26 protein-coding genes are annotated in these 25,887 nt (G+C 73.8%); 14 read left to right on the top strand and 12 right to left on the bottom strand.

The features are described from left to right. Positions 1 to 279 precede the first annotated feature (279 nt). The 6 genes from DPQ23_RS04725 to DPQ23_RS04750 all read right to left on the bottom strand — a co-directional run bounded on the left by DPQ23_RS04725 (position 280) and on the right by DPQ23_RS04750 (position 5,404). Entirely contained in the window at positions 280 to 1,239 is a 960-nt protein-coding gene (locus DPQ23_RS04725; RefSeq protein ID WP_112873525.1) for an acetyl-CoA carboxylase carboxyltransferase subunit alpha, read from the bottom strand. 78 nt (positions 1,240 to 1,317) lie between these two features. Beyond that, entirely contained in the window at positions 1,318 to 1,749 is a 432-nt protein-coding gene (locus tag DPQ23_RS04730) for a molybdenum cofactor biosynthesis protein MoaE (RefSeq protein ID WP_112873526.1), read from the bottom strand. Continuing rightward, complete coding sequence (moaD, locus tag DPQ23_RS04735) at positions 1,749 to 1,994, bottom strand: molybdopterin converting factor subunit 1 (RefSeq protein ID WP_112873587.1); 246 nt, start codon at positions 1,992 to 1,994, stop codon at positions 1,749 to 1,751. The genes DPQ23_RS04730 and moaD overlap by 1 nt, the downstream gene beginning before the upstream one ends. Positions 1,995 to 1,996: 2 nt before the next feature. Beyond that, complete coding sequence (gene pgsA / locus DPQ23_RS04740) at positions 1,997 to 2,620, bottom strand: CDP-diacylglycerol--glycerol-3-phosphate 3-phosphatidyltransferase (protein WP_112873527.1); 624 nt, start codon at positions 2,618 to 2,620, stop codon at positions 1,997 to 1,999. A gap of 204 nt (positions 2,621 to 2,824) precedes the next feature. Continuing rightward, complete coding sequence (locus DPQ23_RS04745; RefSeq protein ID WP_112873528.1) at positions 2,825 to 3,970, bottom strand: YcjF family protein; 1,146 nt, start codon at positions 3,968 to 3,970, stop codon at positions 2,825 to 2,827. A 51-nt stretch (positions 3,971 to 4,021) separates the two neighbouring features. Then, positions 4,022 to 5,404, bottom strand: a complete 1,383-nt coding sequence (locus DPQ23_RS04750) for a YcjX family GTP-binding protein (RefSeq protein ID WP_112873529.1) — start codon at positions 5,402 to 5,404, stop codon at positions 4,022 to 4,024. A 144-nt stretch (positions 5,405 to 5,548) separates the two neighbouring features. On the opposite strand from DPQ23_RS04750, the gene hrpB reads away from it, so the two are divergent. Next, a complete protein-coding gene (gene hrpB, locus DPQ23_RS04755; protein ID WP_112873530.1) occupies positions 5,549 to 8,020 on the top strand; it encodes an ATP-dependent helicase HrpB in 2,472 nt (823 codons plus the stop codon). Between the two features lie 105 nt (positions 8,021 to 8,125). Here hrpB and DPQ23_RS04760 read toward each other — a convergent pair whose 3' ends face one another. Both DPQ23_RS04760 and DPQ23_RS04765 read right to left on the bottom strand, forming a co-directional pair. Then, positions 8,126 to 8,740 carry a L,D-transpeptidase family protein gene (locus DPQ23_RS04760; RefSeq protein ID WP_112873531.1) on the bottom strand — a complete coding sequence of 205 codons (615 nt, stop codon included), beginning with the start codon at positions 8,738 to 8,740 and terminating at the stop codon, positions 8,126 to 8,128. Beyond that, a complete protein-coding gene (locus tag DPQ23_RS04765; RefSeq protein WP_112873532.1) occupies positions 8,737 to 9,918 on the bottom strand; it encodes a MalY/PatB family protein in 1,182 nt (393 codons plus the stop codon). The genes DPQ23_RS04760 and DPQ23_RS04765 overlap by 4 nt, the downstream gene beginning before the upstream one ends. 104 nt (positions 9,919 to 10,022) lie before the next feature. Between DPQ23_RS04765 and def (DPQ23_RS04770) the strand changes: the two genes are divergently transcribed. The 6 genes from def (DPQ23_RS04770) (at position 10,023) to DPQ23_RS04795 (ending at position 14,493) form a co-directional block, all read left to right on the top strand. After that, positions 10,023 to 10,541, top strand: a complete 519-nt coding sequence (gene def / locus DPQ23_RS04770; protein WP_170310758.1) for a peptide deformylase — start codon at positions 10,023 to 10,025, stop codon at positions 10,539 to 10,541. Next, positions 10,534 to 11,220 carry a peptide deformylase gene (locus DPQ23_RS04775; protein ID WP_240602412.1) on the top strand — a complete coding sequence of 229 codons (687 nt, stop codon included), beginning with the start codon at positions 10,534 to 10,536 and terminating at the stop codon, positions 11,218 to 11,220. Before def (DPQ23_RS04770) ends, DPQ23_RS04775 begins: the two co-directional genes overlap by 8 nt. After that, on the top strand, positions 11,217 to 11,717 hold the full coding sequence (def, locus tag DPQ23_RS04780) for a peptide deformylase (protein WP_112873533.1): 501 nt from the start codon (positions 11,217 to 11,219) through the stop codon (positions 11,715 to 11,717). The genes DPQ23_RS04775 and def (DPQ23_RS04780) overlap by 4 nt, the downstream gene beginning before the upstream one ends. Before the next feature lie 61 nt (positions 11,718 to 11,778). Then, positions 11,779 to 12,672, top strand: coding sequence for a methionyl-tRNA formyltransferase (gene fmt, locus DPQ23_RS04785; protein ID WP_112873534.1), 894 nt, complete (start codon positions 11,779 to 11,781; stop codon positions 12,670 to 12,672). An 89-nt stretch (positions 12,673 to 12,761) separates the two neighbouring features. After that, entirely contained in the window at positions 12,762 to 14,132 is a 1,371-nt protein-coding gene (locus DPQ23_RS04790) for an MATE family efflux transporter (RefSeq protein ID WP_112873535.1), read from the top strand. A gap of 124 nt (positions 14,133 to 14,256) precedes the next feature. Then, the gene (locus DPQ23_RS04795) at positions 14,257 to 14,493 is read left to right on the top strand and encodes an Lrp/AsnC ligand binding domain-containing protein (RefSeq protein WP_112873536.1); all 237 of its coding nucleotides are present in this window, start codon (positions 14,257 to 14,259) and stop codon (positions 14,491 to 14,493) included. A 23-nt stretch (positions 14,494 to 14,516) separates the two neighbouring features. Here DPQ23_RS04795 and DPQ23_RS04800 read toward each other — a convergent pair whose 3' ends face one another. From DPQ23_RS04800 to DPQ23_RS04815, 4 genes are all read right to left on the bottom strand, one after another. Further along, entirely contained in the window at positions 14,517 to 15,932 is a 1,416-nt protein-coding gene (locus DPQ23_RS04800) for an inorganic phosphate transporter (RefSeq protein ID WP_112873537.1), read from the bottom strand. A 76-nt stretch (positions 15,933 to 16,008) separates the two neighbouring features. Then, entirely contained in the window at positions 16,009 to 16,479 is a 471-nt protein-coding gene (locus DPQ23_RS04805; RefSeq protein WP_112873538.1) for an NUDIX hydrolase, read from the bottom strand. Beyond that, entirely contained in the window at positions 16,476 to 16,901 is a 426-nt protein-coding gene (gene arfB / locus DPQ23_RS04810; protein WP_112873539.1) for an alternative ribosome rescue aminoacyl-tRNA hydrolase ArfB, read from the bottom strand. The genes DPQ23_RS04805 and arfB overlap by 4 nt, the downstream gene beginning before the upstream one ends. 146 nt (positions 16,902 to 17,047) lie before the next feature. Then, complete coding sequence (locus DPQ23_RS04815; protein WP_240602414.1) at positions 17,048 to 17,839, bottom strand: double zinc ribbon domain-containing protein; 792 nt, start codon at positions 17,837 to 17,839, stop codon at positions 17,048 to 17,050. On the opposite strand from DPQ23_RS04815, the gene DPQ23_RS04820 reads away from it, so the two are divergent. From DPQ23_RS04820 to DPQ23_RS04850, 7 genes are all read left to right on the top strand, one after another. Beyond that, on the top strand, positions 17,838 to 18,719 hold the full coding sequence (locus DPQ23_RS04820; protein WP_240602416.1) for a class I SAM-dependent methyltransferase: 882 nt from the start codon (positions 17,838 to 17,840) through the stop codon (positions 18,717 to 18,719). The two genes, DPQ23_RS04815 and DPQ23_RS04820, sit on opposite strands and share 2 nt — an antisense overlap. Next, positions 18,716 to 19,774 (top strand): ferrochelatase, encoded by a 1,059-nt coding sequence (hemH, locus tag DPQ23_RS04825; protein WP_112873540.1) that lies wholly within the window; start codon positions 18,716 to 18,718, stop codon positions 19,772 to 19,774. The genes DPQ23_RS04820 and hemH overlap by 4 nt, the downstream gene beginning before the upstream one ends. Before the next feature lie 100 nt (positions 19,775 to 19,874). Further along, positions 19,875 to 20,891, top strand: a complete 1,017-nt coding sequence (gene hslO / locus DPQ23_RS04830; RefSeq protein WP_112873541.1) for an Hsp33 family molecular chaperone HslO — start codon at positions 19,875 to 19,877, stop codon at positions 20,889 to 20,891. A 62-nt stretch (positions 20,892 to 20,953) separates the two neighbouring features. Beyond that, positions 20,954 to 21,526 carry a CoA pyrophosphatase gene (locus DPQ23_RS04835; RefSeq protein ID WP_112873592.1) on the top strand — a complete coding sequence of 191 codons (573 nt, stop codon included), beginning with the start codon at positions 20,954 to 20,956 and terminating at the stop codon, positions 21,524 to 21,526. Beyond that, positions 21,523 to 22,776 (top strand): CCA tRNA nucleotidyltransferase, encoded by a 1,254-nt coding sequence (locus DPQ23_RS04840; protein ID WP_112873542.1) that lies wholly within the window; start codon positions 21,523 to 21,525, stop codon positions 22,774 to 22,776. The genes DPQ23_RS04835 and DPQ23_RS04840 overlap by 4 nt, the downstream gene beginning before the upstream one ends. Continuing rightward, complete coding sequence (locus DPQ23_RS04845; RefSeq protein WP_112873543.1) at positions 22,776 to 24,638, top strand: ABC transporter ATP-binding protein; 1,863 nt, start codon at positions 22,776 to 22,778, stop codon at positions 24,636 to 24,638. Before DPQ23_RS04840 ends, DPQ23_RS04845 begins: the two co-directional genes overlap by 1 nt. After that, positions 24,635 to 25,876 carry a class I SAM-dependent RNA methyltransferase gene (locus tag DPQ23_RS04850; RefSeq protein WP_112873544.1) on the top strand — a complete coding sequence of 414 codons (1,242 nt, stop codon included), beginning with the start codon at positions 24,635 to 24,637 and terminating at the stop codon, positions 25,874 to 25,876. Before DPQ23_RS04845 ends, DPQ23_RS04850 begins: the two co-directional genes overlap by 4 nt. Positions 25,877 to 25,887 lie beyond the last annotated feature (11 nt).

Consider the following 25,887-nt stretch of genomic DNA (forward strand, 5'->3'; position numbering starts at 1 on the left):
ACAGGCGGGGACGCCGATGACCGTGCCGACCGAAGCGGCCCCCGTCCGTGTTGGCGGGGGCCTGCGGGTCTCGGGCGGCACGTATCCTCGGGCTTCCCGTGCGCCCGCGAACCAGTCCGGTGGACTGCTTCCAGCGAGGAAGGCCACGGAAGTGGCACGCACGGGGGCCAGAGGGGGCAGACAGCCCCCTGTGTCCCGAGTCGGGACGGTTCCCTTCGCCAGGCGCGGCACCGCCCAAAGGGTGGTCCGGGGGGGGCGCCCAAGGCGCACCGCCGATGGTCAGGCGGCCAGCCCGCGCGACCCCATGTCCAGGTATTTCTGCCGCCGCGCCCGGACCAGCTCGGCCGGCTTGACCCCCTTGAGCTGGTCGAGCAGCGTGCCGATCTCGCGGCCGACCTCGGCGATGGCCTCGGCGGGGGCGCGCTGGGCGCCGCCCACGGGCTCGCTGATGATGCAGTCGATCACGCCCAGTTTTTTCAGGTCCTGCGCGGTCAGCTTCAGCGCCTCGGCCGCCTCGCGCATCTTGTCGGCGTCCTTCCACAGGATCGAGGCGCAACCCTCGGGCGAGATCACCGAATAGATCGAGTGTTCCAGCATCGCCACCCGGTCGGCGGTGGCAAAGGCCACGGCGCCGCCGGACCCGCCCTCGCCGATGATGACCGACACCAGCGGCACGCCGATCTGCAGGCATTTCTCGGTCGAGCGGGCGATCGCCTCAGACTGGCCGCGTTCCTCGGCCCCCTTGCCGGGATAGGCGCCGGGGGTGTCCACCAGCGTGATGACCGGCAGGCCGAAGCGGTCGGCCAGTTCCATCAGGCGGATGGCCTTGCGGTACCCCTCGGGGCGGGTCATGCCGAAGTTGCGGTGGATGCGCGAGCGGGTGTCGTTGCCCTTCTCGTGGCCGATCACCACGACGGGCTGGTCGCGAAACCGCGCAAGGCCGCCCATGACCGCATGGTCGTCGGCAAAGCCGCGGTCGCCGGCCAGCGGCGTCCATTCCGAGAACAGCGCGTCGATATAGTCGATGCAGTGGGGCCGGTCGGGGTGGCGGGCCACCAGCGTCTTTCGCCACGGGTCAAGCGACTTGTAGAGGTCGCGCAGCATGTCGGCGGCCTTGCGGTCCAGCGCCGCGGCCTCCTTCTCAAGGTCCACGCCCTCGCCCCGCCGGGCCAGCGCCCGCAACTCCTCGGCCTTGCCTTCCAGGTCGGAAAGCGGCTTTTCGAATTCCAGATAGGTCATGGCTGGGCCTTTCGCTGGTCGGATGCGTTATGGGGCGCAGGCCGCGGGATTGCAACGCGGGCGAGGGCCCGCGCGGGCCTACCACCGGTCCAGCGCGGCCTCGTCATCGGCCTTGGCCTCGACCCAGCCGCGCGGCCCGTCGGGTCCGATCTCGCGCTTCCAGAAGGGGGCGCGGGATTTCAGCCAGTCCATCAGGAAATCGGCCGCATCGAAGGCGGCGCGGCGGTGGCGGGCGGCGGTGGCGACCATCATGATCGGCTCGCCCACCGGCAGATGCCCGTGGCGGTGGACGACCAGCACGTCGTCCAGGCCAAAGCGGTCGGCCGCCGCCTGCGCGTGCGCCGCCAGCGCGCGCTCGGTCATGCCGGGGTAATGTTCGATGTCCAGCGCGACCAGCCCGCCGTCGCCGCGCACCAGCCCGGTGAAGGTCACGACCGCGCCTGCGCCCGCGCCGAACCCGTCCAGCAGTGCGCCCGCGTCGAACGGCTGGGGCTGGACCAGCACGCGCATCAGCCGCCCGTCATCGGGGGAAAGAACGCGATCTCGCGCGCGCCGGCCAGGGGCGTGTCCCAGTCGGCCAGGTCCTGATCCACCGCGACGCGCACCGCCGACAGGTCCGACAGCGCCGCGGCGTGCCGGTCGTCGCGCGCGGCCAGTTCGGCCACCAGCGCGCCCACGGTCGCCGCATTCGTCTCGACCCGTTCGCGGGGCGCGCCGATGCGTTCGCGCAGCCAGGCGAAATACAGCACGTCCAGCGTCATCGCGTGTCCCGCAGCCAGGGCCGCGCCTTGTCGAAGTAATCCCAGCCCGTGACCGCCGTCAGGATGGCGGCGATCCAGATCAGCGCCAGGCCGACCTGGGTGGCCAGGTCGGACCAGCTGTCGGACCACGGCAGGCGCGTTTCGCCCACCAGCGGCGGGTGGCCCTGTTCGTAATAGGCCAGTCCCGTGCCCAGGAACATCATCGCGATCGCGGCCATCTGCGCCGTGGTCTTCCACTTGGCCACCCTGGTCACCTTCAGCTTGCCGGAATCCGCGCCGAGGAACTCGCGCAGGCCGCTGACGAAGACCTCGCGGAACAGGATCACGGTGGCGGGCAGGATCAGCCAGGGGTTCATCCCCGAATAGCCGGTGATGACGACCAGCGCGATCACCACCATCGCCTTGTCGGCGATCGGGTCCATCGCCGCGCCGAAGCGGCTTTCCTGTTTCCAGGCGCGCGCGATCTGACCGTCGAACCAGTCCGTCACGGCCGCCAGGACGAACAGCGCCAGCGCCGCGAAATCCGCGAAGGGACGGCTGAAATACAGAAACATCAGCGGCACGCCGGGCGCCGCGAACAGGCGCAGCATGGTTAGGATGTTGGGCAGGTTCCACCTCATGCCGCGCAGGCTAGAGGGTTACGCGGGCCGGGGGAAGGGGCGACAGCCCAGGCCGGGCGCGCACCCTAGGGGCGTCGTTGCGCGGCCGTCGTGGGGCGCCCCGTGGCCGGTCGGGCGCCATTCCTAAGCGCTGCGCGCCGGCAAGGCGCGGGGAACGGGGCACAGGATGCGGCGCGGCCGGCCGGAAAGCCCGCGTGCGGCGGGTCAGCGCGCGTCGTCGGTGCCGAACAGCCCCTTGAGGCCGCGTGCGACCAGGTTGCCGACGCTGGGGCGCGGCTGCTGGATGAAGGGCAGCGGACGGCACACTTCCATCGCGGCGATGCCGACGCGGGCGGTCAGGGCGCCGTTCACGACCCCCTCGCCAAAGCGGCGGCTGACCTTGGCCAGGATGCCCCCGCCCGCGACGGTGTGGATCAGGTCGTCGCCCGCGGCGACCGCCCCGGTGGCCACCAGATGCGTGATGACGGTCCGGGCCAGTCGCCAGCCCCCCACCGCGCCGGCGCGCCCGCCATAGATCTCGGCCATGCGGCGGATCATCCGCAGGTTCGCGGCCAGCGCCGCCAGCACGTCGGCCATCGCCAGCGGGATCAGGGCGGTCGCGGCGGCGACGGTGCGGGCGGCGGCCTCGATCTCGCGCCGGGCCTGCTGGTCGAGGGGGGCGAGCAGCTCGCCCTCGGCCAGCGACAGCAGCGTGTGGGCGTCGAAGGCGTCGCCGCGCCGCGCGGCCAGGTTGCGGCGCGCCCAGGCCAGGTCCGGCCGGTGGGCATACAGGCCGTCAAGCTGGTCGGCCACCTGCCGCGCCTGCGCCAGATCGGCCGCCGCCAGCGCCGCCCCCGCGCTGCGGTGGATCGCGTCGATGCGCCCGAACCGCGCCCAGGCGGCATATTCGCGCACCGCCATGGCCAGCGTCGCGACCGTGAAGGCGGCGAACAGCGCGATGCCCAGCCAGCCCAGCAGCGGATAGCGCGCCATCAGATCCTCGAAGAACCGCAGCGCCGCCATCGACAGCAGGAAGGTCAGCAGCGCCACCAGCGAGTTGATGAAGAACCGCGTCACCCGCGACGGTCCCCGCCCGGCCAGCCGCATGACCATCTGCATGGTGCGCGGCTGGGGCAGGGCGCCGGGCAACCCGTCGTCGATGGGCGGCGCGTCGGCGGGCGAGGGGGCGGCGTTGCCCCCGGCCGACGGGCGCGCGCGGGGCGGCCGGGCATCGCGGCCGTCGCCCGGCCTGTCCGCGGGCGGCGCGGCGGCGTCGGCCGGCGGGGCGGCATCGTCCTGCGGCACGGACGCCGCGGGGCCGTATTCGACCAGAACCGGGCCGCGGCGGGGGGGCTTCGGGGCCTCAGCCATGGTGGCGCCTTTCGGACAAGGGGGGCGGGGCGGACAGGGGGCGCGCGGCGGTCACAGCCGGTCCCCGATCAGGAACTCGGCCGCGCGGTCCATGCGGATGTGGGGGGGGCCGTCGCCGGGACGCAGCGTATCGGGCGCGGGGGCAAAGGTCATCGCGGCATAGTCCCCGTCCAGCCAGCGGGCCGCGCCATCGGCCGCGGGGGCCAGCAGGGCGGCGGGGTTTTCCGGCAGCTCGCCCGGATAGAACGCCGCCTGCCGCCCGTCTATCAGCGTGCCGCGCACGGCGGGCAGGTCCTCGCCGTCCTGGTGGATCATCTCCTCGGTGGTGGTGCGCAGGGCGGCGATGGCCAGCGCCTCGGTCCGGGCGCCCTGGAAATCGGCGCGGTCGCGCGCCTCGCGCAGCATGGCCGTCAGGATCGCGGCCAGCCGGGGGTGCTGCAGATGGTGCAGATGGTCGGCCTTGGTCGCCGCGAACAGGATGCGTTCCACCCGCCGCGTGCCCAGCAACTGCGCCAGCCAGCCCGCCCGGCCGGGGCGAAAGGCCGACAGGATGTCGGCCATCGCGCGGCGCATGTCCTGGACCGCCGGCGGGCCGGCATGGATCGCGCCCAGCACATCGACCAGCACCACCTGCCGGTCGATGCGCGCGAAATGGTCGCGGAAGAACGGCCGCACCACGCGCGACTTGTAGGCGTCGAAGCGCCGCCCGAATTCCCGGTACAGGGCCGAGGGGCGGCGGTCCGGCGCGGGCAGCGGGGCAAAGGTCAGCGCGGGCGACCCCTCCAGCTCGCCCGGCAGCAGGAACCGGCCGGGCGTCGTGTCGGAATGGCCTGCGTCGCGCGCCGCGTTCAGATGCGCCGTATAGGATGCGGCCAGCCGCTGGGCCGACGGCTCGTCGAACCCCGCCTGCGGGTCAAGCCGCGCCAGCGCGTCCAGGAACGGCTGCGCGCCGGGCCGGCCCGCCATGCGGTCCAGCACCTGCGCCGACCACTCCGCGAAGCTCAGGTCCATCATCCGCAGGTCCAGCAGCCATTCGCCGGGATAGTCCACGATGTCCACGTGCAGCGTCTGCATCCGGCGCAGGCCGCCCAGCAGCCCGCGCGGCTGCACCCTCAGGGACAGGCGCAACTGGCTGACGGTGCGCGTCCCCTCGGGCCAGTGCGGGTCAGGGCCGGTCAGCGCCGCCAGGTGGCGTTCAAAGTCAAAGCGCGGCACGGTGTCGTCGGGCTGCGGCTGCAACCAGGCGGCGCGAATGGCGCCGTCGGCAGCGGCGCGCAGCGCGGGCATCCGGCCGCGGTCCAGCAGGTTGGCCACCAGCGAGGTGATGAACACCGTCTTGCCCGCGCGGCTAAGCCCGGTGACGCCCAGCCGGATCACCGGATCGGACAGTCCCAGCCCGCGCATCAGGCTGTCGGCAGTGTCGGTCAAACCCATTGGGGCCCCCTTGAAATCATTAAGCTGTCAGGCAGGCAGCCGGGCGGTCAACGAACACTGACGGGGTTGGGTTCAGCGCGCAAGCCGGGCGCATGGCGGCCATGCCGCTGGTCGCGCCGCCGATTTTCGGCCAAGCGTTCCCCCATGAGCGCCGATCCGACCCCGCCCCCCCTGCCCATCGACGAGGCGATCCCCGCCCTGCGCGCGGCGCTGTCCGCCCACGGCCGCGCCGTGCTGGTCGCGCCGCCCGGCGCGGGCAAGACGACGCGCGTGCCGCTGGCGCTGATGGACATGATTCCCGGCCGCATCCTGATGCTGGAACCGCGCCGACTGGCCGCACGCGCGGCGGCCGAGCGCATGGCCGCCACGCTGGGCCAGCCGGTCGGCGGCGATGTCGGCTATCGCGTGCGCGGCGATTCGGTGCCGGGCGCGCGGATCGAGGTCGTGACCGAGGGCATCCTGACGCGCATGGTCCAGTCCGACCCCGCGCTGACCGGCACGGGCTGCGTGATCTTCGACGAGTTCCACGAGCGCAGCCTGAACGCCGACCTGGGACTGGCGCTGGCGTGGGAATCGCGCGCCGTGCTGCGCCCTGATCTGGCCGTGCTGGTGATGTCGGCCACGCTGGACGCCGAACCCGTCGCGGCGCTGCTGGACGATGCGCCGGTGGTCCGCTCGCTGGGCCGCGCCTTTCCGGTGGACACCCGCTGGCTGGACCGGCCGCTGCCCGCAGGCCACCGCCTCGTGCCCGAGGCCGCGCGCCTTGTCGCCCGGGCCGAGGCCGAGACGCGCGCGAATCCCGGCGGCACGATCCTGGTCTTTCTGCCGGGCGAGGGCGAGATCCGCCGCGTGGCCGCCATGCTGGACCTGGACGCCGAGGTCGTGCCCCTGTTCGGTGCGATGGACTTTGCCGCCCAGCGCGCCGCCCTTGCCCCGCCCGGCGAACGGCGGCGCATCGTGCTGGCGACGGCCATCGCGGAAACCTCGCTGACCATTCCGGGCGTGCGCGTGGTGGTGGACGCGGGCCGCGCGCGCCGGGCGCGGTTCGACCCGGGATCGGGGATGAGCCGGCTGGTCACGGAACGCGTCAGCCGGGCCGAGGCCGAACAGCGCCGGGGTCGCGCGGGCCGCGTCGCGCCGGGCCTGTGCTATCGGATGTGGGCGCGCGCCGAGGAAGGGGGCCTGTCCGCCTTTGCCCCGCCCGAGATGGCGACGGCCGACCTGACCGGCCTCGCGCTGGAACTGGCGGCCTGGGGATCGGCCGAGGGGCTGGTGTTCCTGACCCCGCCGCCCGCCGCCGCGCTGGCCGAGGCGCGGGCGTTGCTGGCGGGGCTGGGGGCGCTGGATGCGGACGGGCGGATCACCGGGCACGGGCGCGCCATGGCTGCGCTGCCGCTGCATCCGCGGCTGGCGCACATGCTGCTGGTCGCCGGGCGCGACGCGGCCGACCTTGCGGCGCTGCTGGCCGAGCGCGATCCGATCCGCGGCGCGCCCGCCGACCTGGCGCTGCGGCTGGCTGCCATCCGCGACCCCCGCGGCTTTGCCGACCGCCACCCCTGGCCCGCCGACCGCGCGACGATCGAGCGCATCCGCGCCGAAAGCCGCCGCCTGCGCCGCCTGGTGCCCGATCGCCCCGCCGCAGCCCCCGATGCCGCCGCGCGCCCCGCCGCGCAGGCGCCGCTTGCCCCCGCTGCGAGCGCCGCGCTGGCCTATCCCGACCGCATCGGCCTGCGCCGGCGGGGCGAGGCGCCGCGCTTTGTGCTGTCGGGCGGCAAGGGCGCGGTCGTGGCCGAGGGCGACCCGCTGGGGGCGGCCCGCCTGATCGTGGCGACCGATCTGAACGGCGACCTGCGCGAGGCGCGGGTCCGCATGGGCGCGACGCTGGACGAGGCCGACCTGCGGGCGCTTTACGGCGACCGGATCGAGCGGGTGGACAGGGTGGACTGGTCGCGCCGCGAGGGGCGGGTGCTGGCGCGGCGGCAGGACCGGCTGGGGGCGCTGGTGCTGGCGGACCAGCCGCTGGACGATCCCGACCCGCAGGCCGTGGCGCGTGCGGCGTGGCAGGGGCTGCGCGACCTGGGGCTGCCCTGGACGCCCGCCGCGCGGCGGCTGCGCGCGCGCATTGCGCTGGTGCCCGGCCTGCCCGACGTCTCGGACGCGGCCCTGCTGGACCAGCCTGCGTGGCTGCTGCCCTGGCTGGAGACCGCGCGCACGGCGGGGGCGCTGCGCGCGCTGGACCTGACCGAGCCGCTGAAGGCGCTGATCGGCTGGGACGGGCAGCGGCTGCTGGACCAGGCCGCGCCCGCGGCCTTCACCTCGCCGCTGGGGCGCCGCATCCCCATCGACTATGACGCCGAGACGCCGACGATCGAGGCGCGCCTGCAGGAACTGTTCGGCGTCACCCGCCACCCGATCGCCGGGTCGCGCCCGCTGCGGATCGTGCTGCTGTCGCCGGGAGGCAAGCCGGTGGCGGTGACAACCGACCTGCCGGGGTTCTGGGCGGGCGGTTACGGCGATGTGCGCCGCGACATGCGCGGCCGCTATCCCCGCCATCCCTGGCCCGAGGACCCGACCGCCGCCGACCCCACGCTGCGCGCCAAGCCGCGCGGGACGTGACGCGGGGCGCAGGGCGCGGGGATGCGGCGCCGCCGCGCTGCACGGGGCCGCGGGATCGCCGGGCAAGCGGGACGCGGGCAGGGGGCCGGGCGCAGGCGACGCGGCTCAGGGCCGGATCTCGACCGGGGTGCCAAGGGCGGTGTGGGCGAACAGCTCGCGGATCTGGGCATTGGCCAGGGCGATGCAGCCTGCCGTCCAGTCGCCCCTGACGCGCAGGCCGTCCGCGACCTGATTGGGCTGGCCGTGGATCATGATGTCGCCGCCCGGATCGACGCCCGCGCGGCGCGCGCGGTCGCGGTCCTGCGGGCGGGGATAATCCAGCCCCAGCGACAGGGTAAAGCGGCTGCGGTCGTTCCGGCGGTCCACGCTGAAGACACCCTCGGGCGTGCGGCCGTCGCCCTGGCGGGCCTTGTCGCCGACCGGCGCGAACCCCAGCGCGATGTCGAAGACCCGCGGGTGGCCGTCGCGCTGCCACACGGTCATCCGCCGGGCGGCCTTTTCGATCAGGATGCGTTCGACCGGGCTGGTGATCTGCGGCGCCAAAGGGGGCAGCGGCGGGATGCCGGTGGGGCGCGGCAGCGGCCGCTGGACCGGCGGCAACCCCGGCAGGTCTGGCGCGGGCGCGGTCGGCACCGGCCCCAGGGGCCAGCGCCCGCCCGTCCAGATCATCGCCGCAGCCAGCGCCAGCGCGGCAAGGACCAGCCAGCGCCACGCCCTCATTGCAGGTCGGCGAAGGCCCGTTGCAGGCGGTCCACCGCCTGCGCCACCCGGGCCCGCGGCGTGGCAAGGTTGAACCGGACATGCCCCTCGCCGCCCAGTCCGAAGCTTTCGCCGCGGTTCGCGGCGATGCCCGCGCCCCGCAGGATGCGCGCGTGCAGTTCGTCCGCCGAGAGGCCGGTGCCGGTGAAATCGACCCAGGCCAGGTAGGTCGCCTGCAGCGGCATCGACCGCGCGCCGGGAATGGCGTTCACGCCCGCGTCAAACAGCGCCGCGTTGCCCGCCAGATACGCCGTCAGCGCGTCCAGCCATTGCGCCCCCGCCGGCGAATAGGCCGCCGTCACCATCGGCAGACCGAACAGCCCCGGCGAGATTCCCTGCGCCGCCATGCGCGCCGCATACCGCTCGCGCAGCGCCGGGTCGGGGATGATCGCGTTGCCCAGGTGCGCCCCCGCGATGTTGAAGGATTTGGTCGCCGCCGTCAGCGTGACCAGCCGGTCCATGGCCTCGGGCGTGGCCAGGGCGGTGACGCTGTGGCGCGGACTGCCGGGCAGGACAAGATCGTGGTGGATCTCGTCGCTGACCAGCACCAGGTCGCGGTCGCGGCAGAACGCGGCGATCTGGCGCAGCTCGTCGGCCGACCAGACCCGGCCGCCCGGATTGTGGGGCGAGCACAGGATCAGCATCCGTTCGCGCCCGGTCAGGCGGCCCTGCCAGTCGTCCCAATCCAGCGCAAGCAGGCCCCCCTCTACCGCCAGCGGCAGTTCCGTCACCGTGCGGCCCGCGGCCTTCACCACGCGGGCAAAGGCGTGATAGACCGGCGTCATCAGGATCACGGCGTCGCCTGGCCGGGTGTAGGCCTCGACCGCAAGCGCGGTGCCGTTGACCAGCCCGTGGACGGACAGGATCTCGTCGCCCGCGACCCTCCAGCCGTGGCGCTGGTCCATCCACCAGCGGATCGCGTCCAGATAGGGCGGGTTCGCGCCGGGATAGCCGTAGATGCCGCCCGCCACCACCTGCTGCAGCGCCGCCTGCACGGACGGGGGGGCGCGGAAATCCATGTCGGCGACCCACATCGCCAGCGTGTCGTCCGGCACGCCCCCGAACACCGCGTCCATGTCGTCCCATTTGTTGCACAGCGTGCCGCGGCGGTCGATGATCTCGTCGAAGTCGGGGCTCATGGCGGTCCTTTCGCGGGGTTCCTGCGCTGTCGGCGACACCATAGCGGCTTGGCCCGCGGCTTAAACCCTTGCCCTTCTCGGGGTCGGCGCAATATCTGGGGGCCATGAGCCGCCCCATCCTGTTGTTTCCCGACCCCCGCCTGAAAAAGGCCTGCGCCCCGATCGGCCGCATCACGCCCGAGATCGAGACGCTGGCCGCGGACATGCTGGCCGCGATGTATGCCGCGCCTGGCGTGGGACTGGCTGCGCCGCAGGTCGGCGTGCTGCTGCGGCTGTTCGTGATGGACTGCACCAAGGACCCGGATGCGCCGCGCGCCCCCATCGTGATGATCGACCCCCAGCTTGAGGCGACATCCGAGGCGCTGAACGTCTACGAGGAGGGATGCCTGTCCTTCCCCGACCAGTACGCCGAGGTGACGCGCCCGGCCGAGGTCACGATGCGCTGGACGGGGCTTGACGGTGCCACCCACAGCCGCGACTTTCAGGGGCTGTGGGCGACCTGTGCCCAGCACGAGCTGGACCACCTTAACGGCAAGCTGTTCATCGACCACGTCGGCCCGATGAAACGGCAGCTGATCACCCGGCGAATGACCAAGATGAAGCGAGAGCTGGCCCGTGCCTGACGACACCCTTGCACGCGCGGCGGCGCAGCCGGGCGACCGCGGCGACGCCGCGGGCGACGATCCGGGGATGGCCCATGGGCGGCCGGGCGGCCCCCTGCCGGGCCTGCCGCAGGGGCGTGTCCGGCCCGTCCTGATCCATCCCGACCCGATCCTGCGCCAGTCCTGCCGCCCCGCCGCCGGGATGGCGCCCCCTGCGCTGCGGACGCTGGTGGCCGACCTGTTCGCCACGGTCTACGCCGCACAGGGCAGGGGCCTCGCCGCGCCCCAGGTCGGCGAGACGCGGCGCGTCTTCGTCATGGATGCCGGCTGGAAGACCGGGGCGTCCTGCCCCCGCGCCCTGATCGACCCCGTCCTGCTGTGGCAGTCGCCCGAGCAGGCCTGCGACGTCGAGCGGTGCCTGTCGATCCCCGACCGGCCCGTCAGCGTGACGCGCCCGCTGGCGATCCGGGTCGGCCATGTGGACCTGGACGGGCAGCCCTGCACGGCCGACCTGTCGGGGGCCGAGGCGCGCATCGCGCTGCACGAGATGGACCACCTCGACGGACGGCTGATCATCGACGCACCGGGCGCCGGACAGCCCGACGGGTCCGGCAAGGGGGGGTCCGGCAAGGGGGGGTCCGGCAATGGGGGGTCCGGCAAGGGGGCATTCGGCGGGGCCGCGCCCGGGCCCATGGCGTGAGCGTCCGCCCGGTCCTGCCCTATGCCGACCGTCGCCTGCACGGTCCTGCCGCCCCGGTCGAAGGGGTCACGGAAGCCGTGCGGATGATCTGGGACGACATGATCGACACCATGGAGGCGATGCCCGGCGTGGGCCTTGCCGCGCCCCAGATCGGGATCATGCTGCGGCTGGCGGTCGTCGATGCCTCGACCCGGCGCGGCCAGGCGGTGCGGATGGCCAACCCCGAAATCCTGCACGCGTCGGTCCAGTTGCGCGCGCACGAGGAGGCGAGCCCGAACCTGCCCGGCGTGTCGGCCCGCATCGAGCGCCCCCGCGCCGTCACCGTGCGGTTCCTGAACGCCGACGGCCAGATCGAGGACCGCGACTTCGTCGGCCTGTGGGCGACCAGCGTCCAGCACCAGATCGACCATCTGGACGGGCGGCTGTATGTGGACCACCTGACGCCCCTGCGGCGCAAGATGCTGGTGGCGAAATCGGCCAAGCTGGCGCGGCGCTAGCCATTCCGGCCGGGCGCCGGGCCTGCGGACCCGCCGTGACGCCGTTGACCAAGGAGAATCCATGCGCGTCGTCTTCATGGGAACGCCCGAATTTTCGGTGCCGGCGTTGCAGGCGATCGCCGCGCGCCACGATGTTGCGGCCGTCTATTCGCAGCCGCCGCGCGCGGCCGGGCGGGGCCAGCAGGCGCGGCCGACCCCGGTTCATGCCGCGGCGCACGCGCTGGGGCTGGTGGTGCGGACGCCCGAGCGGCTGAAGGATGCCGCCGATCAGGCCGACTTCGCCGCGCTGGGTGCGGACGTGACGGTGGTCGTGGCCTACGGCCTGATCCTGCCGCGGCCGGTGCTGGATGCGCCCCGCCTGGGCTGCGTGAACATCCACGCCTCGATCCTGCCGCGCTGGCGGGGGGCCGCGCCGATCCATCGCGCGGTCCTGGCGGGGGACGCGGACACCGGCGTCTCGATCATGCAGATGGACGCAGGCCTGGACACCGGCCCGGTCCTGGCCGAGGCGCGCACCCCCATCGGCGCGACCGACACGACGGGCGACCTGCACGACCGGCTGGCGGCGCTGGGGTCGGACCTGATCCTGGACGTGCTGGACCGCCTGCCGCTGCCGGGCGCGCCGCAGCCGCAGGAAGGCGTGACCTATGCCGCCAAGATCGACAAGGCCGAGGCGCGGATCGACTGGACCCGCCCCGCCGTCCAGGTGGACCGCCTGATCCGCGGCCTCTCGCCCTTTCCCGGCGCGTGGTGCCGGATCGGGGACGAGCGGGTCAAGCTGCTGCGTTCGCGCGTCGTGCCCGGCGCGGGTCCGGCGGGGCAGGTGCTGGGCGGCTTCACCGTGGCCTGCGGCGAGGGCGCGGTCGAGGTGCTGGAGGCGCAGCGCCCCGGCAAGCGCGTGATGTCCGCGGCCGAGCTGCTGCGCGGCATGGACCTGCCGCCGCAGCTGGACTGAGGGTTGGGGCGCGCGCGCCCAAGGGCCCCGCACCGCGGCCGTCCGCACGCCCCCTTTCCGCGCCGGGCCCCCGCGGCTATCAGGCGCAGATGCCCGCGCTGTCCCGTCTTCGCCCCGAACTGGTCGCCACCGCCGCCGTCGGCCTGCCGCTGGTGGGCAGCCATCTGGCGCGGATGATGATCGGCGTCACGGACACGCTGATGGTGGGCCGCGCAGGGGCCGAGCCGCTGGCGGCGCTGGTGCTGGCGAACTCGTATTTCTTCATCCTGACGATGCTGGGGGCGGGCTATGGCCTGGGCGTGCTGGGGCTGATCGCCGCCGCCCGCGCCCGCGGCGACGAGGCCGAGGTGCGCCGCGCCACGCGCATGGCGCTGTGGCTGAGCGGCCTGCACGCGCTGGCGGTCGCGCCGGTGCTGTGGTGGTCGGGCGCGATTCTGACCGCGCTGGGCCAGCAGCCGCAAATCGCCGCGCTGGGGCAGGATTACCTGCGCGTCATGGTCTGGGCGATGCCCGCCACGCTGGGCGGAATGGTGCTGAACAGCTTTCTGGCCGCGCTGGGGCGGGCCAAGGTGGTGCTGGCGATCACGGTCGCGGCCATCCCGCTGAACGCGGCGCTGAACTGGGCGCTGATCTTCGGCCACGCGGGCTTTCCGGCGCTGGGCGTCACCGGCGCGGCGCTGGCGAGCCTGGCCGCGATGTGGGCGCAGATGGCCGCGCTGGCGGCCTGCGCGGGGCTGATGGCGGCGGCACGGCCTTATCAACTGTTCCAGCGCCTGTGGCGGGCCGACTGGGTGGCGTTCCGCGCCGTGCTGTGGCTGGGCCTGCCGATCAGCCTGACGCTGGTCGCGGAAAGCGGCATGTTCACCGGCGCCAACGTGATGATGGGCTGGTTCGGTGCCGTGCCCCTGGCCGCGCATGGCATTGCGCTGCAGATCACGGCGGTGACGTTCATGGTCCACCTGGGCCTGTCGAACGCGGCCACGATCCGGATCGGCGGCGCGCATGGAGCGGGGGATGCGGGCGGGATGCGGGGGGCCGCGGCCGCGGCGATCATCCTGTCGGCGGGCTTTGCGCTGATCGCGGTGACCGCGTTCCTGGCGATGCCCCGGCTGCTGACCGGCCTTTACCTGAACCCGGCCGATCCGCAGGCCCCCGCGATCGTGGCGCTGGCCGCGGGGCTGATGCTGTATGCCGCCCTTTTCCAGGTGATGGATGCGATGCAGGTCATCGCCCTGGGCCTGCTGCGCGGGGTGCAGGACACGCGCAGGCCGATGGTGCTGGCGATCGTCAGCTATTGGCTGGTCGGGCTGCCGGCGGCATGGCTGCTGGCGTTCCCGCTGGGGATGGGGCCGGCGGGGATCTGGCTGGGACTGCTGGCCGGGCTGAGCTGTGCGGCGGCGGCGCTGATGGCGCGGTTCTGGGGCCGCGGGCGCTTGCGCCCGGGCACGACCCCGGCCTGAGGAGAGGGGCGGGGGCTCGGGCGCGGCCGCCTCTGGTCAGGCGCGGTCGGCGGGGCTAACCTGCCGCCGCAACCGGCACCGGCCCCGCCCGGGCCCCGCCTGCCGCCCCCTGACCGAGGTTCCGATGCGCGCCGTCTTTGTCCAGTTCCGCTGCACCCCCGGCAAGACCTACGAGGTCGCTGACGCCATCTATGAACGCGAGGTGGTCAGCGAGCTTTATTCCACCTCGGGCGATTTCGACCTGCTGGCCAAGGTCTATATCCCCGAGGACGAGGACGTCGGCCGGTTTCTGTCCGACCGCCTGTTCGACATCCCCGGCATCTGCCGCACACTGACGACGATGACCTTCAAGGCGTTCTGACCGCCGCCCTGACCGCCGCCCCGTCAGCCGATCAGCCGCGCGATCAGGGCCGCCAGCGGTGCCACGATGGGCACGGTGACCACCCACGCCGCCAGCGTCCGCACGACATGGCCGCGGCGGACCAGCCTGCGGCGGCGGCGCTCCTCGGCGGGAAGGGGGGCCAGCCGGGCCTGATGGTGGCGGCGTTCCTCCCACTCGCGGTAAAAGCCGACGCCGAACACCCCGCCCACCGCGATATGCGTCGTCGAGACCGGCATGCCGAGATGCGAGGCGGTCAGCACCGTCACCCCGGTCGCCAGCGACACGCACAGCGCCCGCACCGGCGACAGGCGGGTGATGCGGCTGCCCACCATGTGCACCAGCCGCCGCCCGAACAGCGCCGCGCCCAGCGCGATCCCAAGGCCCGCCAGCAGCAGCAGCCACGGCGACAGCGCCCCCGCGCTGCCCAGCGCGCCGGCCTGCGCCACGATGGACAGCGGCCCCGCGATGTTGGCGGAATCGTTGGCGCCGTGGGCAAAGCCCATCAGCAGGGCGCTGACGGCCAGGGCCGGGTTGAACAGGCGATACAGCTGCTTTGCGTTGCTGAGCCCGTCGTCGGGCGGGGCGGCCAGCCGCCGGCGCGTGTCCCACAGCGCGATGCCCATCCCCCCGGCCCCCAAGGCCAGCACCGCCCAGTCCGGCAGCGGCAGGACGCTGAGGGCATAGAGCAGCAACAGCCCCGTCGTCGCCGCGACGACCCCGGGCATCCAGCGAAGCGCCGCTGCCCTGGGGTCTGCGGCGCGATAGACCTTGGCGCGCAGCAGCGCCAGCACGGACGCCGCCAGCACCGCCGAGACGATGGGCGTGCCGACCCACCCCAGCGCGATGCGCGCGATTCCCGGCCAGTTGAGCGCGCCGGGTCCGAAGAGCGCAAGCCCCGCCCCGGCGATCCCGCCCACGATGGCATGGGTGGTGCTGACCGGGGCCCCCGCCCAGGTGGCCAGCGTGATCCAGCAGGCCGCCGCCAGCATCGCGGCCAGCATCACGATGCCCGGCTGCGTCCCGGTCATCATCCGCTCGGCCGGCAGGATGCCCTCCGTCAGGGTGTGGCTGACCGGCGATCCGGCCAGGACCGCGCCCGCGACCTCCATCAGGGCGACGGCGGCAAGGCCCGCGCCGATCGGCATGGCCCCGGCGCCGACCGCCGGTCCCAGCGCGTTCGCCACGTCGTTGGCCCCGATGGACAGCGCCAGGAACGCGCCCGCGGCGGCCGCCGCCGCGATCAGCACGCCGGGGGCGGTGGGGCCGGGCGGCCCGCCCCCCGACAGCGCCAGCGCCGCCAGCGCCACGAAGATCACCGCGATGCCAAGCCGCACCAGCGGTCCCGCCGCCTGCACCCAGGCGCTTTGCGCGTTGGACAGCCGGTCCAGATCCTTGTCGAGTATCCTGAAGTCCGGCATCACCCTGCCCAAGCCAGGCGCCGGGGCGCTGCATGTCCTACAACCCCGCCGCAGGGGCGAAGTTCAATCCGGGTCGTCACCCTGCCGTGTCGGCGGCCGGTGCGCCGGACGCCCGGCCCAGGATCAGCCGCGACAGACCGGGTTCGTCCACCAGGCGCGCCGCCTCGGCCGGGTCGAACCAGCGCCGCGTGCGCTGCGCGGCCTCGGGGTAGTCGTCGCCCAGGTCCAGGACCGTGATGCCGAAGACGCGGACCTCGACCGGGATGGCAAAGCCGCGCGGCTGCATCTTGCCATAGTGATAGCGGCCCACCTCGGTCGCGGTGTCGGCGCGGACGCCGGCTTCCTCCCATGCCTCGCACAGGGCGGCGCCGGCCAGGCTGCGGCCCGGCATGGGCCAGCCCTTGGGGATGATCCAGCGGCCGGTGCCGCGGCTGGTGATCAGCAGCACCCGGCCGGTGCCCGGATCGCGGCAGAGCGCGCCCACCTGCAGCGCGGGCACCCGCCCGCCCAGCAGCCGGCCCAGCCGGTCGCGGACCGACAGGGTCATTCCGGGTCCCCCGCCACGCGGCCGCGCAGCGACTTGACCGTGCCGCGGACGGCCTTGGCGACCAGACGGCGGCGCTGGCTGCCCAGCGTGGGGCGCGTGGCGATGCGCTTGCGCGGCGCGACCAGCGCCTGGCGGATCAGTTCGGCCAGCCGCTCGCGCGCGATCTCGCGGTTGCGGGCCTGGCTGCGGGTGTCCTGAACGGCGATCAGCACCGCGCCCTCGGTGGTCCAGCGCCGCCCCGCCAGCCGGCGAAGACGGGCCTTGACCGGATCGGGCAGGTGCGGAGAGCGCGCCGCCTCGAACCGCAGTTCGACGGCGGTCGAGACCTTGTTCACGTTCTGTCCGCCCGGCCCCTGCGCCCGGGTGAACGTCTCGGACAGTTCCCAGTCGGCAATCGAGAGGTCATCGGTGATCTGCAGCATCCCCACTAGATGCAGCCTGAAAGGCCGTATTGAAAGACACGGACGATGAATGTTTGTGAACAGGTGCGCGGGGGCCTCATCGACGGGCGGCCCGGCCCCCGCCTGCCTGCCGCTCGCGCCATCCCGCGCCCTCGTGGGGTCGGGGGTCATTCCGGGTCGTCCCCGGCTGACGGCCTGTCCTTGCGCTGCGCGCGGGCCAGCACCGCCACGCTGACCGGCCCGCTGCCCGCCGCGATCAGCGCCTCGGCCGCGGCGGCGGCGGTGGCGCCCGAGGCCATCACGTCATCGACCAGCAGGACCGCGCGGCCCAGGACGGCCGCCGTGTGGCGCGGGGCCACGCGCAGCGCGCCGGCCACGTTGGCGAACCTGTCGGCGACCCCGCGGTGATCCTGCATCTCGGTGTGGCGGGTGCGCTGCAGCAGGGCAGGGCGATGCGTCAGACCGTGGGTACGCGCGACCTGCGCGGCCAGCAGGGCGGCTTGGTTGTACTTGCGCCGCAGCATCCGGCGGGGGTGCAGCGGCACGGGCACGACCAGCATCCCCGGCCGCACCAACGGCGCGGCCGCCGCCGCCAGCCAGCGCCCCAGCGGTGGCGCAAGGTCCGGCCGGTCCCCGTGCTTGAGCGCCAGCACCAGCGCGCGCCCGGTGCCGCCATAGACCAGCGCCGCTCGCCCGTGCCGCCACGGCCGGTCGCGCATCAGACAGTCGTCGCAGACCAGCGCCGCGGCCTCGTCCTCGGACTGCGGCGCGTCGCCCGGGACGGGCACGCCGCAGCGGGCGCAGGCGCTGGCGCCGATGAACTCGGCCTCGCGCCAGCAGGCCGGGCACAGCGCGCCGTCGGCGGCCACGCCCTCGCCGCAGGACAGGCACTGGGGCGGAAATACTGCCCCCAGCGCGCCTTTCATCGCGGCGGCCAACCCCCTAAGTATCAAGCCCATGTCCGATCATGTCCCGCCCCAGTCCGCCCCGCCCCCTCCCGGCCCCCATCCCGTCGCACCCGGCGCCGGCGCCCCGCGGCTGGCCGACCGGACGGCGCTTGCGCGCAATCGCGCCCGCGCGGCCCGCGCCGGGGCGCAGGACTGGCTGCACCAGCTGGTGCTGGCCGAGGTCCAGGATAGGCTCGCAGAGGTTAACAGACGGTTTACGGCGCCCGCCGTGGTCACCGGCCTGCCCGGCCCGTGGGCTGCGGCGTTCCCGGACGCGCGGATCGTGGCCGACGATCCGGTGCTGGACCTGGCGGCGGGCGCGCATGATCTTGTGATCCACGCGCTGGCGCTGCACTGGGCCGACGATCCCGTGGGCCAGATCGCGCAGGCGGCGCGTGCGCTGGTGCCCGACGGGCTGTTCATCGCCGTGCTGCCCGGCGGGCGCACGCTGGCGCCCCTGCGCGACGCGCTGGCGCAGGCGGAAATCGAGGTCACGGGCGGGCTGTCGCCCCGCGTCGTGCCATTCGGCGAAATCCGCGATCTGGGCGCGCTGTTGGCGCGGGCCGGGCTGGCGCTGCCGGTGGCCGACCAGTTCACCCAGAACGTCAGCTATGCCGGGCTGCTGCCGCTGGCGCGCGACCTGCGGGCGATGGGCGAGGGCAATGCCCTGGCCCGCCGCCTGCGCCATCCCACCCGCCGCGCGGTGCTGCTGCGCGCGGCCGCGATCCTGGACGAGATCGCCCCCGACCCGCAGGAACCGGGGCGCATCCGCGTCGGTTTCGACCTGGTGTTCCTGACCGGCTGGGCGCCGGCGGACAGCCAGCCCAAGCCATTGCGCCCCGGTTCGGCCACGATGTCGCTGGCCGCGGCGCTCAGCCCGAGGACGCCATGACCGCACACCGCCCCGCCGACCCCGCCGCCGTTCCCGCCCATGCGCCCCAGGGCCACCCCGCGCTGCCCCGCCCCAGGGTCGGCGTGCTGGTCGCCAACCTCGGCACGCCGGACGGCTATGATTACCGCTCGATGCGGCGCTATCTGAACGAGTTCCTGTCCGACAAGCGGGTGATCGACATCCCCGACTGGAAGTGGCAGCCGCTGCTGCAGGGGATCATCCTGACCAAGCGGCCCTTCACCTCGGGCGCGAACTACAAGTCGATCTGGAACCACGAGGCGAACGAAAGCCCGCTGATGACCCTGACCAAGCAGCAGGTCGCCAAGCTGCGCGACGCCTGCCGGGCCCGCTGGGGCGAAGGGGTCATGGTCGAGTTCTGCATGCGCTACGGCAACCCCTCGACCCGGTCGGTGCTGGACCGGATGGTGCGCGCCGGGTGCGACCGGATCGTGTTCCTGCCGCTTTATCCGCAATACGCGGGTGCGACGACGGCCACGGCCAACGACGAGTTGTTCCGCGCCCTGATGAAGCAGAAGTGGCAGCCCGCGGTCCGCACGGTCGCGGCCTATTTCGACCGGCCCGACTATATCGACGCGCTGGCGCAGTCGGTCGAGCGCACGCTGGCCGGCCGGCGGCCGCAGAAGCTGGTCGCCAGCTATCACGGGATGCCCAGGCGCTATCTGATGCAGGGCGACCCCTATCACTGCCAGTGCCAGAAGACCTCGCGCCTGCTGCGCGAGCGGCTGGGCTGGGACGCGGACGCCATCGACACGTCGTTCCAGTCGGTGTTCGGGTCCGAGGAATGGCTGAAGCCCTATACGGTCGAGCATGTGGCGGACCTCGCGCGGCGCGGCATCACCGACATCGCGGTGATCTCGCCCGCGTTCGCCACCGACTGCATCGAGACGCTGGAGGAGATCAACGGCGAGATCCGCGAGGCGTTCGAACATGCGGGCGGGCAGTCGTTCACCTATGTGCCCTGCCTGAACGACGACGACGCGCATATCGCGGTGCTGACCGATCTGGTGGCCGACAACCTGGGCGGCTGGATCTGAGGCCGTCCGCCCGGCACGGTTTGGGTTTTGCGCCCCACGCTCTATATTGAACGCCGACGCGGCGCCTGCGGGCGCGCACCCTGATTTCCGAAAGGCCAAGATGACCGATATCAACCAGATCGCGTGGGACGATACCGTCCTGCCGTTCCAGCTCGACCGTTCGGGGGTGCGCGGGCGCGTCGTCCGTCTGGACGGCGTGCTGGATCACATCCTGTCGCGCCACGACTATCCCGAGCCGGTCGCGGCGGCCGTGGCGGAACTGGCGCTGCTGACGGCGCTGATCGGGCCCACCGTCAAGCTGCGGTGGAAGCTGTCGTTGCAGGTGCGCGGCAACGGCGCGATCCGCACGCTGGCGGCGGACTTCTTCGCGCCTGCGAACGAGGGCGGTCCTGCGCGCGTGCGCGCCTGGGCCAGCTTTGATCCCGAGCGGCTGGACCGCCGCCCGCCGTTCCAGCAGATCGGCGAGGGATACTTCGCCATCCTGATCGACCAGGGGGCGGGCAGCCTGCCCTATCAGGGGATCACGCCGCTGGCAGGCATGTCGCTGTCGGATTGCGCGCAGACCTATTTCGCCCAGTCCGAACAGCTGCCCACGCGCTTTGCCCTGGCGCAGGGCCGGTCGATCCTGTCGGGGCGGGCGGAACAGTGGCGCGCGGGCGGGATCATGCTGCAGACCCTTCCCGCCCAGCCCATGGCGGCGGGGTCCGAGGGCGGCAGCGGCGAGGGCGGGCTGATCGCGGCCGCCGACATCCTGCAGGGCGCCGAGTCCGAGAACTGGAACCGCGCCAACCACCTGCTCGACACGGTCGAGACGCTGGAGCTGGTCGGCCCCTCGGTCGCACCGACCGACCTGCTGCTGCGGCTGTTTCACGAGGAGACGCCGCGCGTCTTCGATCCCCAGCGGGTCGAGTTCGGCTGTTCCTGCTCGGCCGACCGCGTGCGGGGCACGCTGTCGATCTATTCGGCCAAGGACATCGCCCACATGACCACCCCCGAGGGGCGGGTGACGGCGGATTGCCAGTTCTGCGGCGCGCACTATGACTTCGACCCCGCAAGCCTGGGGTTCGAGGCCACGCTGGACGCGGACGGCCGGCCGCTGGAAAAGGCCGCAGAGTGACTGGGGCCGCCGCCCCCCGTCCTGCCGTCCCGCAGACCGCCCTGCGGGACGGTGATCACGGGCTGCGGGCGCGGCTGGTGGCGGCGCTGGATGTGCCCACGTTGCCCACGTCGGATTTCGACCTGAACGGCCGTGCGCCCGCGGACCTGGACGCGCGCCCGGCCGGGGTGCTGGTCGCCTTCCTGCCGGGGGGCGACCTGATCCTGACCAAGCGCGCCAGCGGGCTGCGCCACCACCCCGGCCAGATCGCGCTGCCCGGCGGCAAGGTCGATCCGGGCGACGCCGACGAGACCGCCGCCGCCCTGCGCGAGGCGCAGGAGGAGGTGGGGCTGGACCCCGCCCGCGTCGAGGTGCTGGGCACGCTGCCCCCGCACCGCACGGTGACGGGATTCGCGATGACGCCCGTCGTGGCCCTTGTGCGCGGCCCCTTCGCCGCCGTCCCCGAGGCGGGCGAGGTGGACGAGGTGTTCACCGTGCCCTTTGCCCATGTCGTCGATCCCGCCCGGTACCGGCTGGAACGCCGGCGCTGGCGCGGCGACTGGCGGTCCTATCACGTCGCGCCCTATGGGCCCTATTACATCTGGGGGGCCACGGCGCGGGTGCTGTTCGCGCTGGCCCGCAGGCTGACGGCATGACGGCCGCGCCTGATCCCGTGGCCGATGCGGTGGCCCCACACGGGGCCGATTCTCGCCCCGGTCCGCCCGCAAGCCCGCTGCCCGACCGCCTGCCTGCCGCGATCACCGCCGATCCGGCGCTGCGCCGGGTGTTGGCGGCGCTGGCCCCGCACCGGGCGCTGATCGTCGGCGGCGCGGTGCGCAACGGGCTGATCGGCGCGCCCGTGGACGACATCGACATCGCCACCGACGCGCGCCCCGACCGCGTGGTCGCGCTGGCCCGTGCCGCCGGGCTGCGCCCGGTTCCGACCGGGATCGATCATGGGACCATCACCGTCGTCGCGGGCGGGCGGGGGTTCGAGGTCACGACGTTTCGCCGGGACGTGGCGACCGACGGCCGCCGCGCCGTGGTGGCGTTCTCGGACCGGATCGAGGACGACGCCGCGCGCCGCGATTTCACCATCAACGCGCTTTACGCCGACGCGCAGGGACGGGTGATCGATCCGGTCGGCGGGCTGGACGACCTGGCCGCGCGCCGGCTGCGCTTTGTCGGCGACGCCGACGCCCGCATCACCGAGGATTATCTGCGCATCCTGCGCTTCTTCCGCTTTCACGCCTGGTACGGACAGCCCGGCGCCGCCGACCCGTCCGCGCTGGACGCCTGCGCCCGGCACGCCGGCGGGCTGGCCCGCATCTCGCGCGAGCGGGTGACGGCCGAGCTTTGCAAGCTGCTGGACGCGCCCGATCCCGCCCCGGCCGTGGCCCTGATGGCCGAGGCCGCCGTGCTGGAGCAGGTGCTGCCCGGTGCCGATCCCGCGCGGCTGGCGGCGCTGGTCGCGGCCGAGCCGGGGAGGCTTCCCGAGCCCCCAGGTGGCACGGCCAGGGGGCTGCGCTGGCCGTTGCGGCTGGCCGCGCTGGGGGGCGATGCCTCGGCCCTGCGGCTGTCGCGGACCGAGGCGCGGGTCCAGGACGAGCTGCGCTTTGGCGGCCCGCTGGCCGAGGCGGCGTATCGGCTGGGCGCCGGGCGGGCGGCCCAGCTTGCGCTGCTGCGCGCCGCGCGGGGCGAGGCCCTGCGCGCGGACTGGCGCGACCGGATCGACCATGCCGCGGGCCAGCGCCTGCCGATCACGGCGGCCGACCTGATGCCCGCGCTGCACGGTCCCGCCGTGGGCCGCGGCCTGCGCGCCGCCGAGGCGGCGTGGATCGACAGCGGCTTTGCGATGCCTGCGCCCGCCCTGATCGACATCGCCCTGCTGGCGGCGGACGACTGATGCACGCGCTGTTTGCCCGCATGATCGACGCGTTCCGCCCCGCCGAGGGGCCGCCGCCCCGCACGCTGCTGGCGTTCTTTCGCTGGTGCCTGTCGGGCGCGTGGGGCGGGCTGTCGATCGCGGCGCTGACCTCGGCCCTGTCGGGCGCGGCCGAGGTCGCCTCGGCCATGCTGCTGGGGGCGGTGGTGGACGCAGTGGCGCAGGGGGGCGACCTGGCGGGGCATGGCGCGCTGATCGCGGCCTTCGTCGCGTTCTTCCTGATCGTGCGGCCCGCGATCATGGGCCTGTCCACCGCCACGGCCAACGTCATCATCGGGCCGAACGTCCTGCCCCTGGTGCTGTCGCGGCTGCACCGCTGGACGCTGGGGCAGGCCGTCACGTTCTTTGACAACGACTTCGCCGGCCGCATCGCGCAAAAGCAGATGCAGACCGCGCGCGCCGTCACCGATGTCGCGTCCGAGATGGTCAACACCGCCGCCTTCGCCCTGTCCGCCGTGCTGGGGTCGGCGGTCTATCTCGCCTCGGTCGATGGCTGGGGGGCGCTGGCGCTGCTGGTGTGGCTCGCCGCCTATGTCGCGCTGATCCGGTTCTTCCTGCCGCGGGTGCGGCTGCTGTCGGCGGGGCGCGCGTCCGCCCGCGCCATGGTGTCGGGGCAGGTCGTGGACACGATCACCAACATCAAGACCGTCAAGCTGTTCGCCAGCGCCGCGCACGAGGACAGCGCCGCCCTGGGCGCGATGGAGACGTTCCGCGACCGCGCGCTGGATTTCGGGCGGCTGAACACCTGGTTCCGCCTGTCGCTGACGCTGGTCGCCGGCATCCTGCCGGTCATCCTGGTCGGCGGCGCGATCCTGATGTGGAGCCGCGGCGCGGCGACCACCGGCGACGTCGCCGCGTCGGGCGCCATCGCGCTGCGGCTGGCGCAGATGACCGGCTGGGTCAGCATGGCGCTGATGTCGATCTGGGGGTCGATCGGCGAGGTCGAGGACGGCATGGCCACGCTGTCGCCCCCCCATGCCCTGACCGACGCGCCGGGTGCCCTGTCGCTGGGCCGCGTCCGCGGAGAGATCGCCTTTGACCGCGTGGGCTTTGCCTATGGCCGTGGCGCGGGCGGGATCGAGGGCCTGTCCCTGACGGTCGCGCCCGGCGAGCGGATCGGCATCGTCGGGGCCTCGGGGGCCGGCAAGTCGACGCTGGTGGCGCTGCTGCTGCGGCTTTACGACGTGGAAAAGGGCGCCGTGCGGGTCGATGGCCATGACGTGCGCGCCGTGACCCAGGAAAGCCTGCGGCGCAACATCGGCACGGTCACGCAGGAAACCGCGATGTTCAACCGCAGCGCGCGCGACAATATCCTGTACGGCCGCCCCGACGCGACCGAGGCCGAGATGATCGCCGCGGCACAGGCCGCCGAGGCGCATGAGTTCATCCTGAACCTGCGCGACTTTGCCGGGCGCACCGGCTATGACGCGCATCTGGGCGAGCGCGGGGTTAAGCTGTCGGGCGGGCAGCGCCAGCGCATCGCCCTGGCCCGCGCCTTCCTGAAGGATGCCCCGATCCTTGTCATGGACGAGGCGACGAGCGCGCTGGACAGCGAGGTCGAGGCGCTGGTCCAGGACGCGCTGCTGCGCGTCATGCAGGGCAAGACGGTGCTGGCCATCGCCCACCGGCTGTCGACCATCGCCGAGATGGACCGCATCGTCGTGATGGACGACGGCCGCATCGTCGAGCAGGGCCGGCACGCCGAGCTGCTGGCGCGCGGCGGGCTGTACGCCCGCTATTGGAACCGGCAGTCGGGCGGGTTCCTGGGCACCGACGACAATGCCGAGGAGGGGGCCGAGAAGGGGGCCGAGGCCGCGGAATGACCCTGTGGACGGTGGAACGGCTGGGCCGGCGCGGCGACGGCGTGGCGGTGTCGGGGAATGGCGTGCGTGCTCTGGCGCCGCTGGTGCTGCCCGGCGAGGCCATTGAGGGCGAGGTGCAGGACGGCCGCATCGCCGCGCCGCGCATCGTCACGCCCTCGGCCGACCGGGTGCGCGCGCCGTGCCCGCATTACCGCGCCTGCGGGGGCTGTTCGCTGATGCACGCCAGCGACGGGTTCGTGGCCGGGTGGAAGGCCGCGGTCGTCGTCCGCGCGCTGGGGGCGCAGGGCATCGAGGCGACGGCCGAGGGTGTTGCGACCTCGCCCGCGCGGTCACGCAGGCGGGCGGTTCTGTCGGGACGGCGGACGAAAAAGGGCGCGCTGGTCGGGTTTCACGCCCGCGGGTCGGACGTGGTCGTGGATGTCACGGAATGTCTTGTGGTGACGCCGGCGATCCTGTCGGCGCTGCCCGATCTGCGCCGGCTGGTGGCGCTGGGCGGCTCGCGCTCGGCCGAGCTGTCGCTGGCGGTGACCGACACGCCTGCCGGGCTGGACGTGGCGGCGACCGGCGGCAAGCCCCTGACGCCCGCGCTGTTCGCCGCGCTGGCCGAACTGGCCGAGGCGGCGGACTGGGCGCGGCTTGACTGGGCCGGCGAGACGCTGACCCGCCGCCGACCGGCGCTGGGGATGGCGCGCGCGCGGGTGGTGCCGCCGCCCGGCGCGTTCCTGCAGGCAACGGCCGAGGGCGAGGCCGCCCTGTTGGCCGCCGTGCGCGGGGCGGTGGGGGACGCGGCGCGCATCGCCGATCTGTTCGCCGGGGTCGGCACCTTCACCCTGCCGCTGGCCGAGGCGGCCGAGGTCCACGCGGTCGAGGGGCTGGCCGCACCGCTGGCGGCGCTGGACGCGGCCTGGCGCGAGGCGGGCGGCCTTCGCCGGGTCACGACCGAGGTTCGCGACCTTGCCCGCCGCCCCCTGCTGGCCGACGAGCTGGCGCGGTTCGACGCCGTTGTCATCGACCCGCCGCGCGCCGGGGCCGCGGCACAGGCGCAGGCGCTGGCCGGTGCGGGCGGGCCTGTGGTGGCCTGGATCAGCTGCGATCCGGTGACGTTTGCGCGCGACGCCCGCATCATGGCAGACGGCGGCTATCTGCTGGACCGGCTGCGCGTCATCGACCAGTTCCGCTGGTCCCCGCACGTCGAGACGGCTGCGGTATTCCGGCGACAGGGCCGCTCCGATTGTTAGGATGCTCCGCG

Source organism: Paracoccus endophyticus, assembly GCF_003286075.1.
Classification (GTDB): domain Bacteria; phylum Pseudomonadota; class Alphaproteobacteria; order Rhodobacterales; family Rhodobacteraceae; genus Paracoccus; species Paracoccus endophyticus.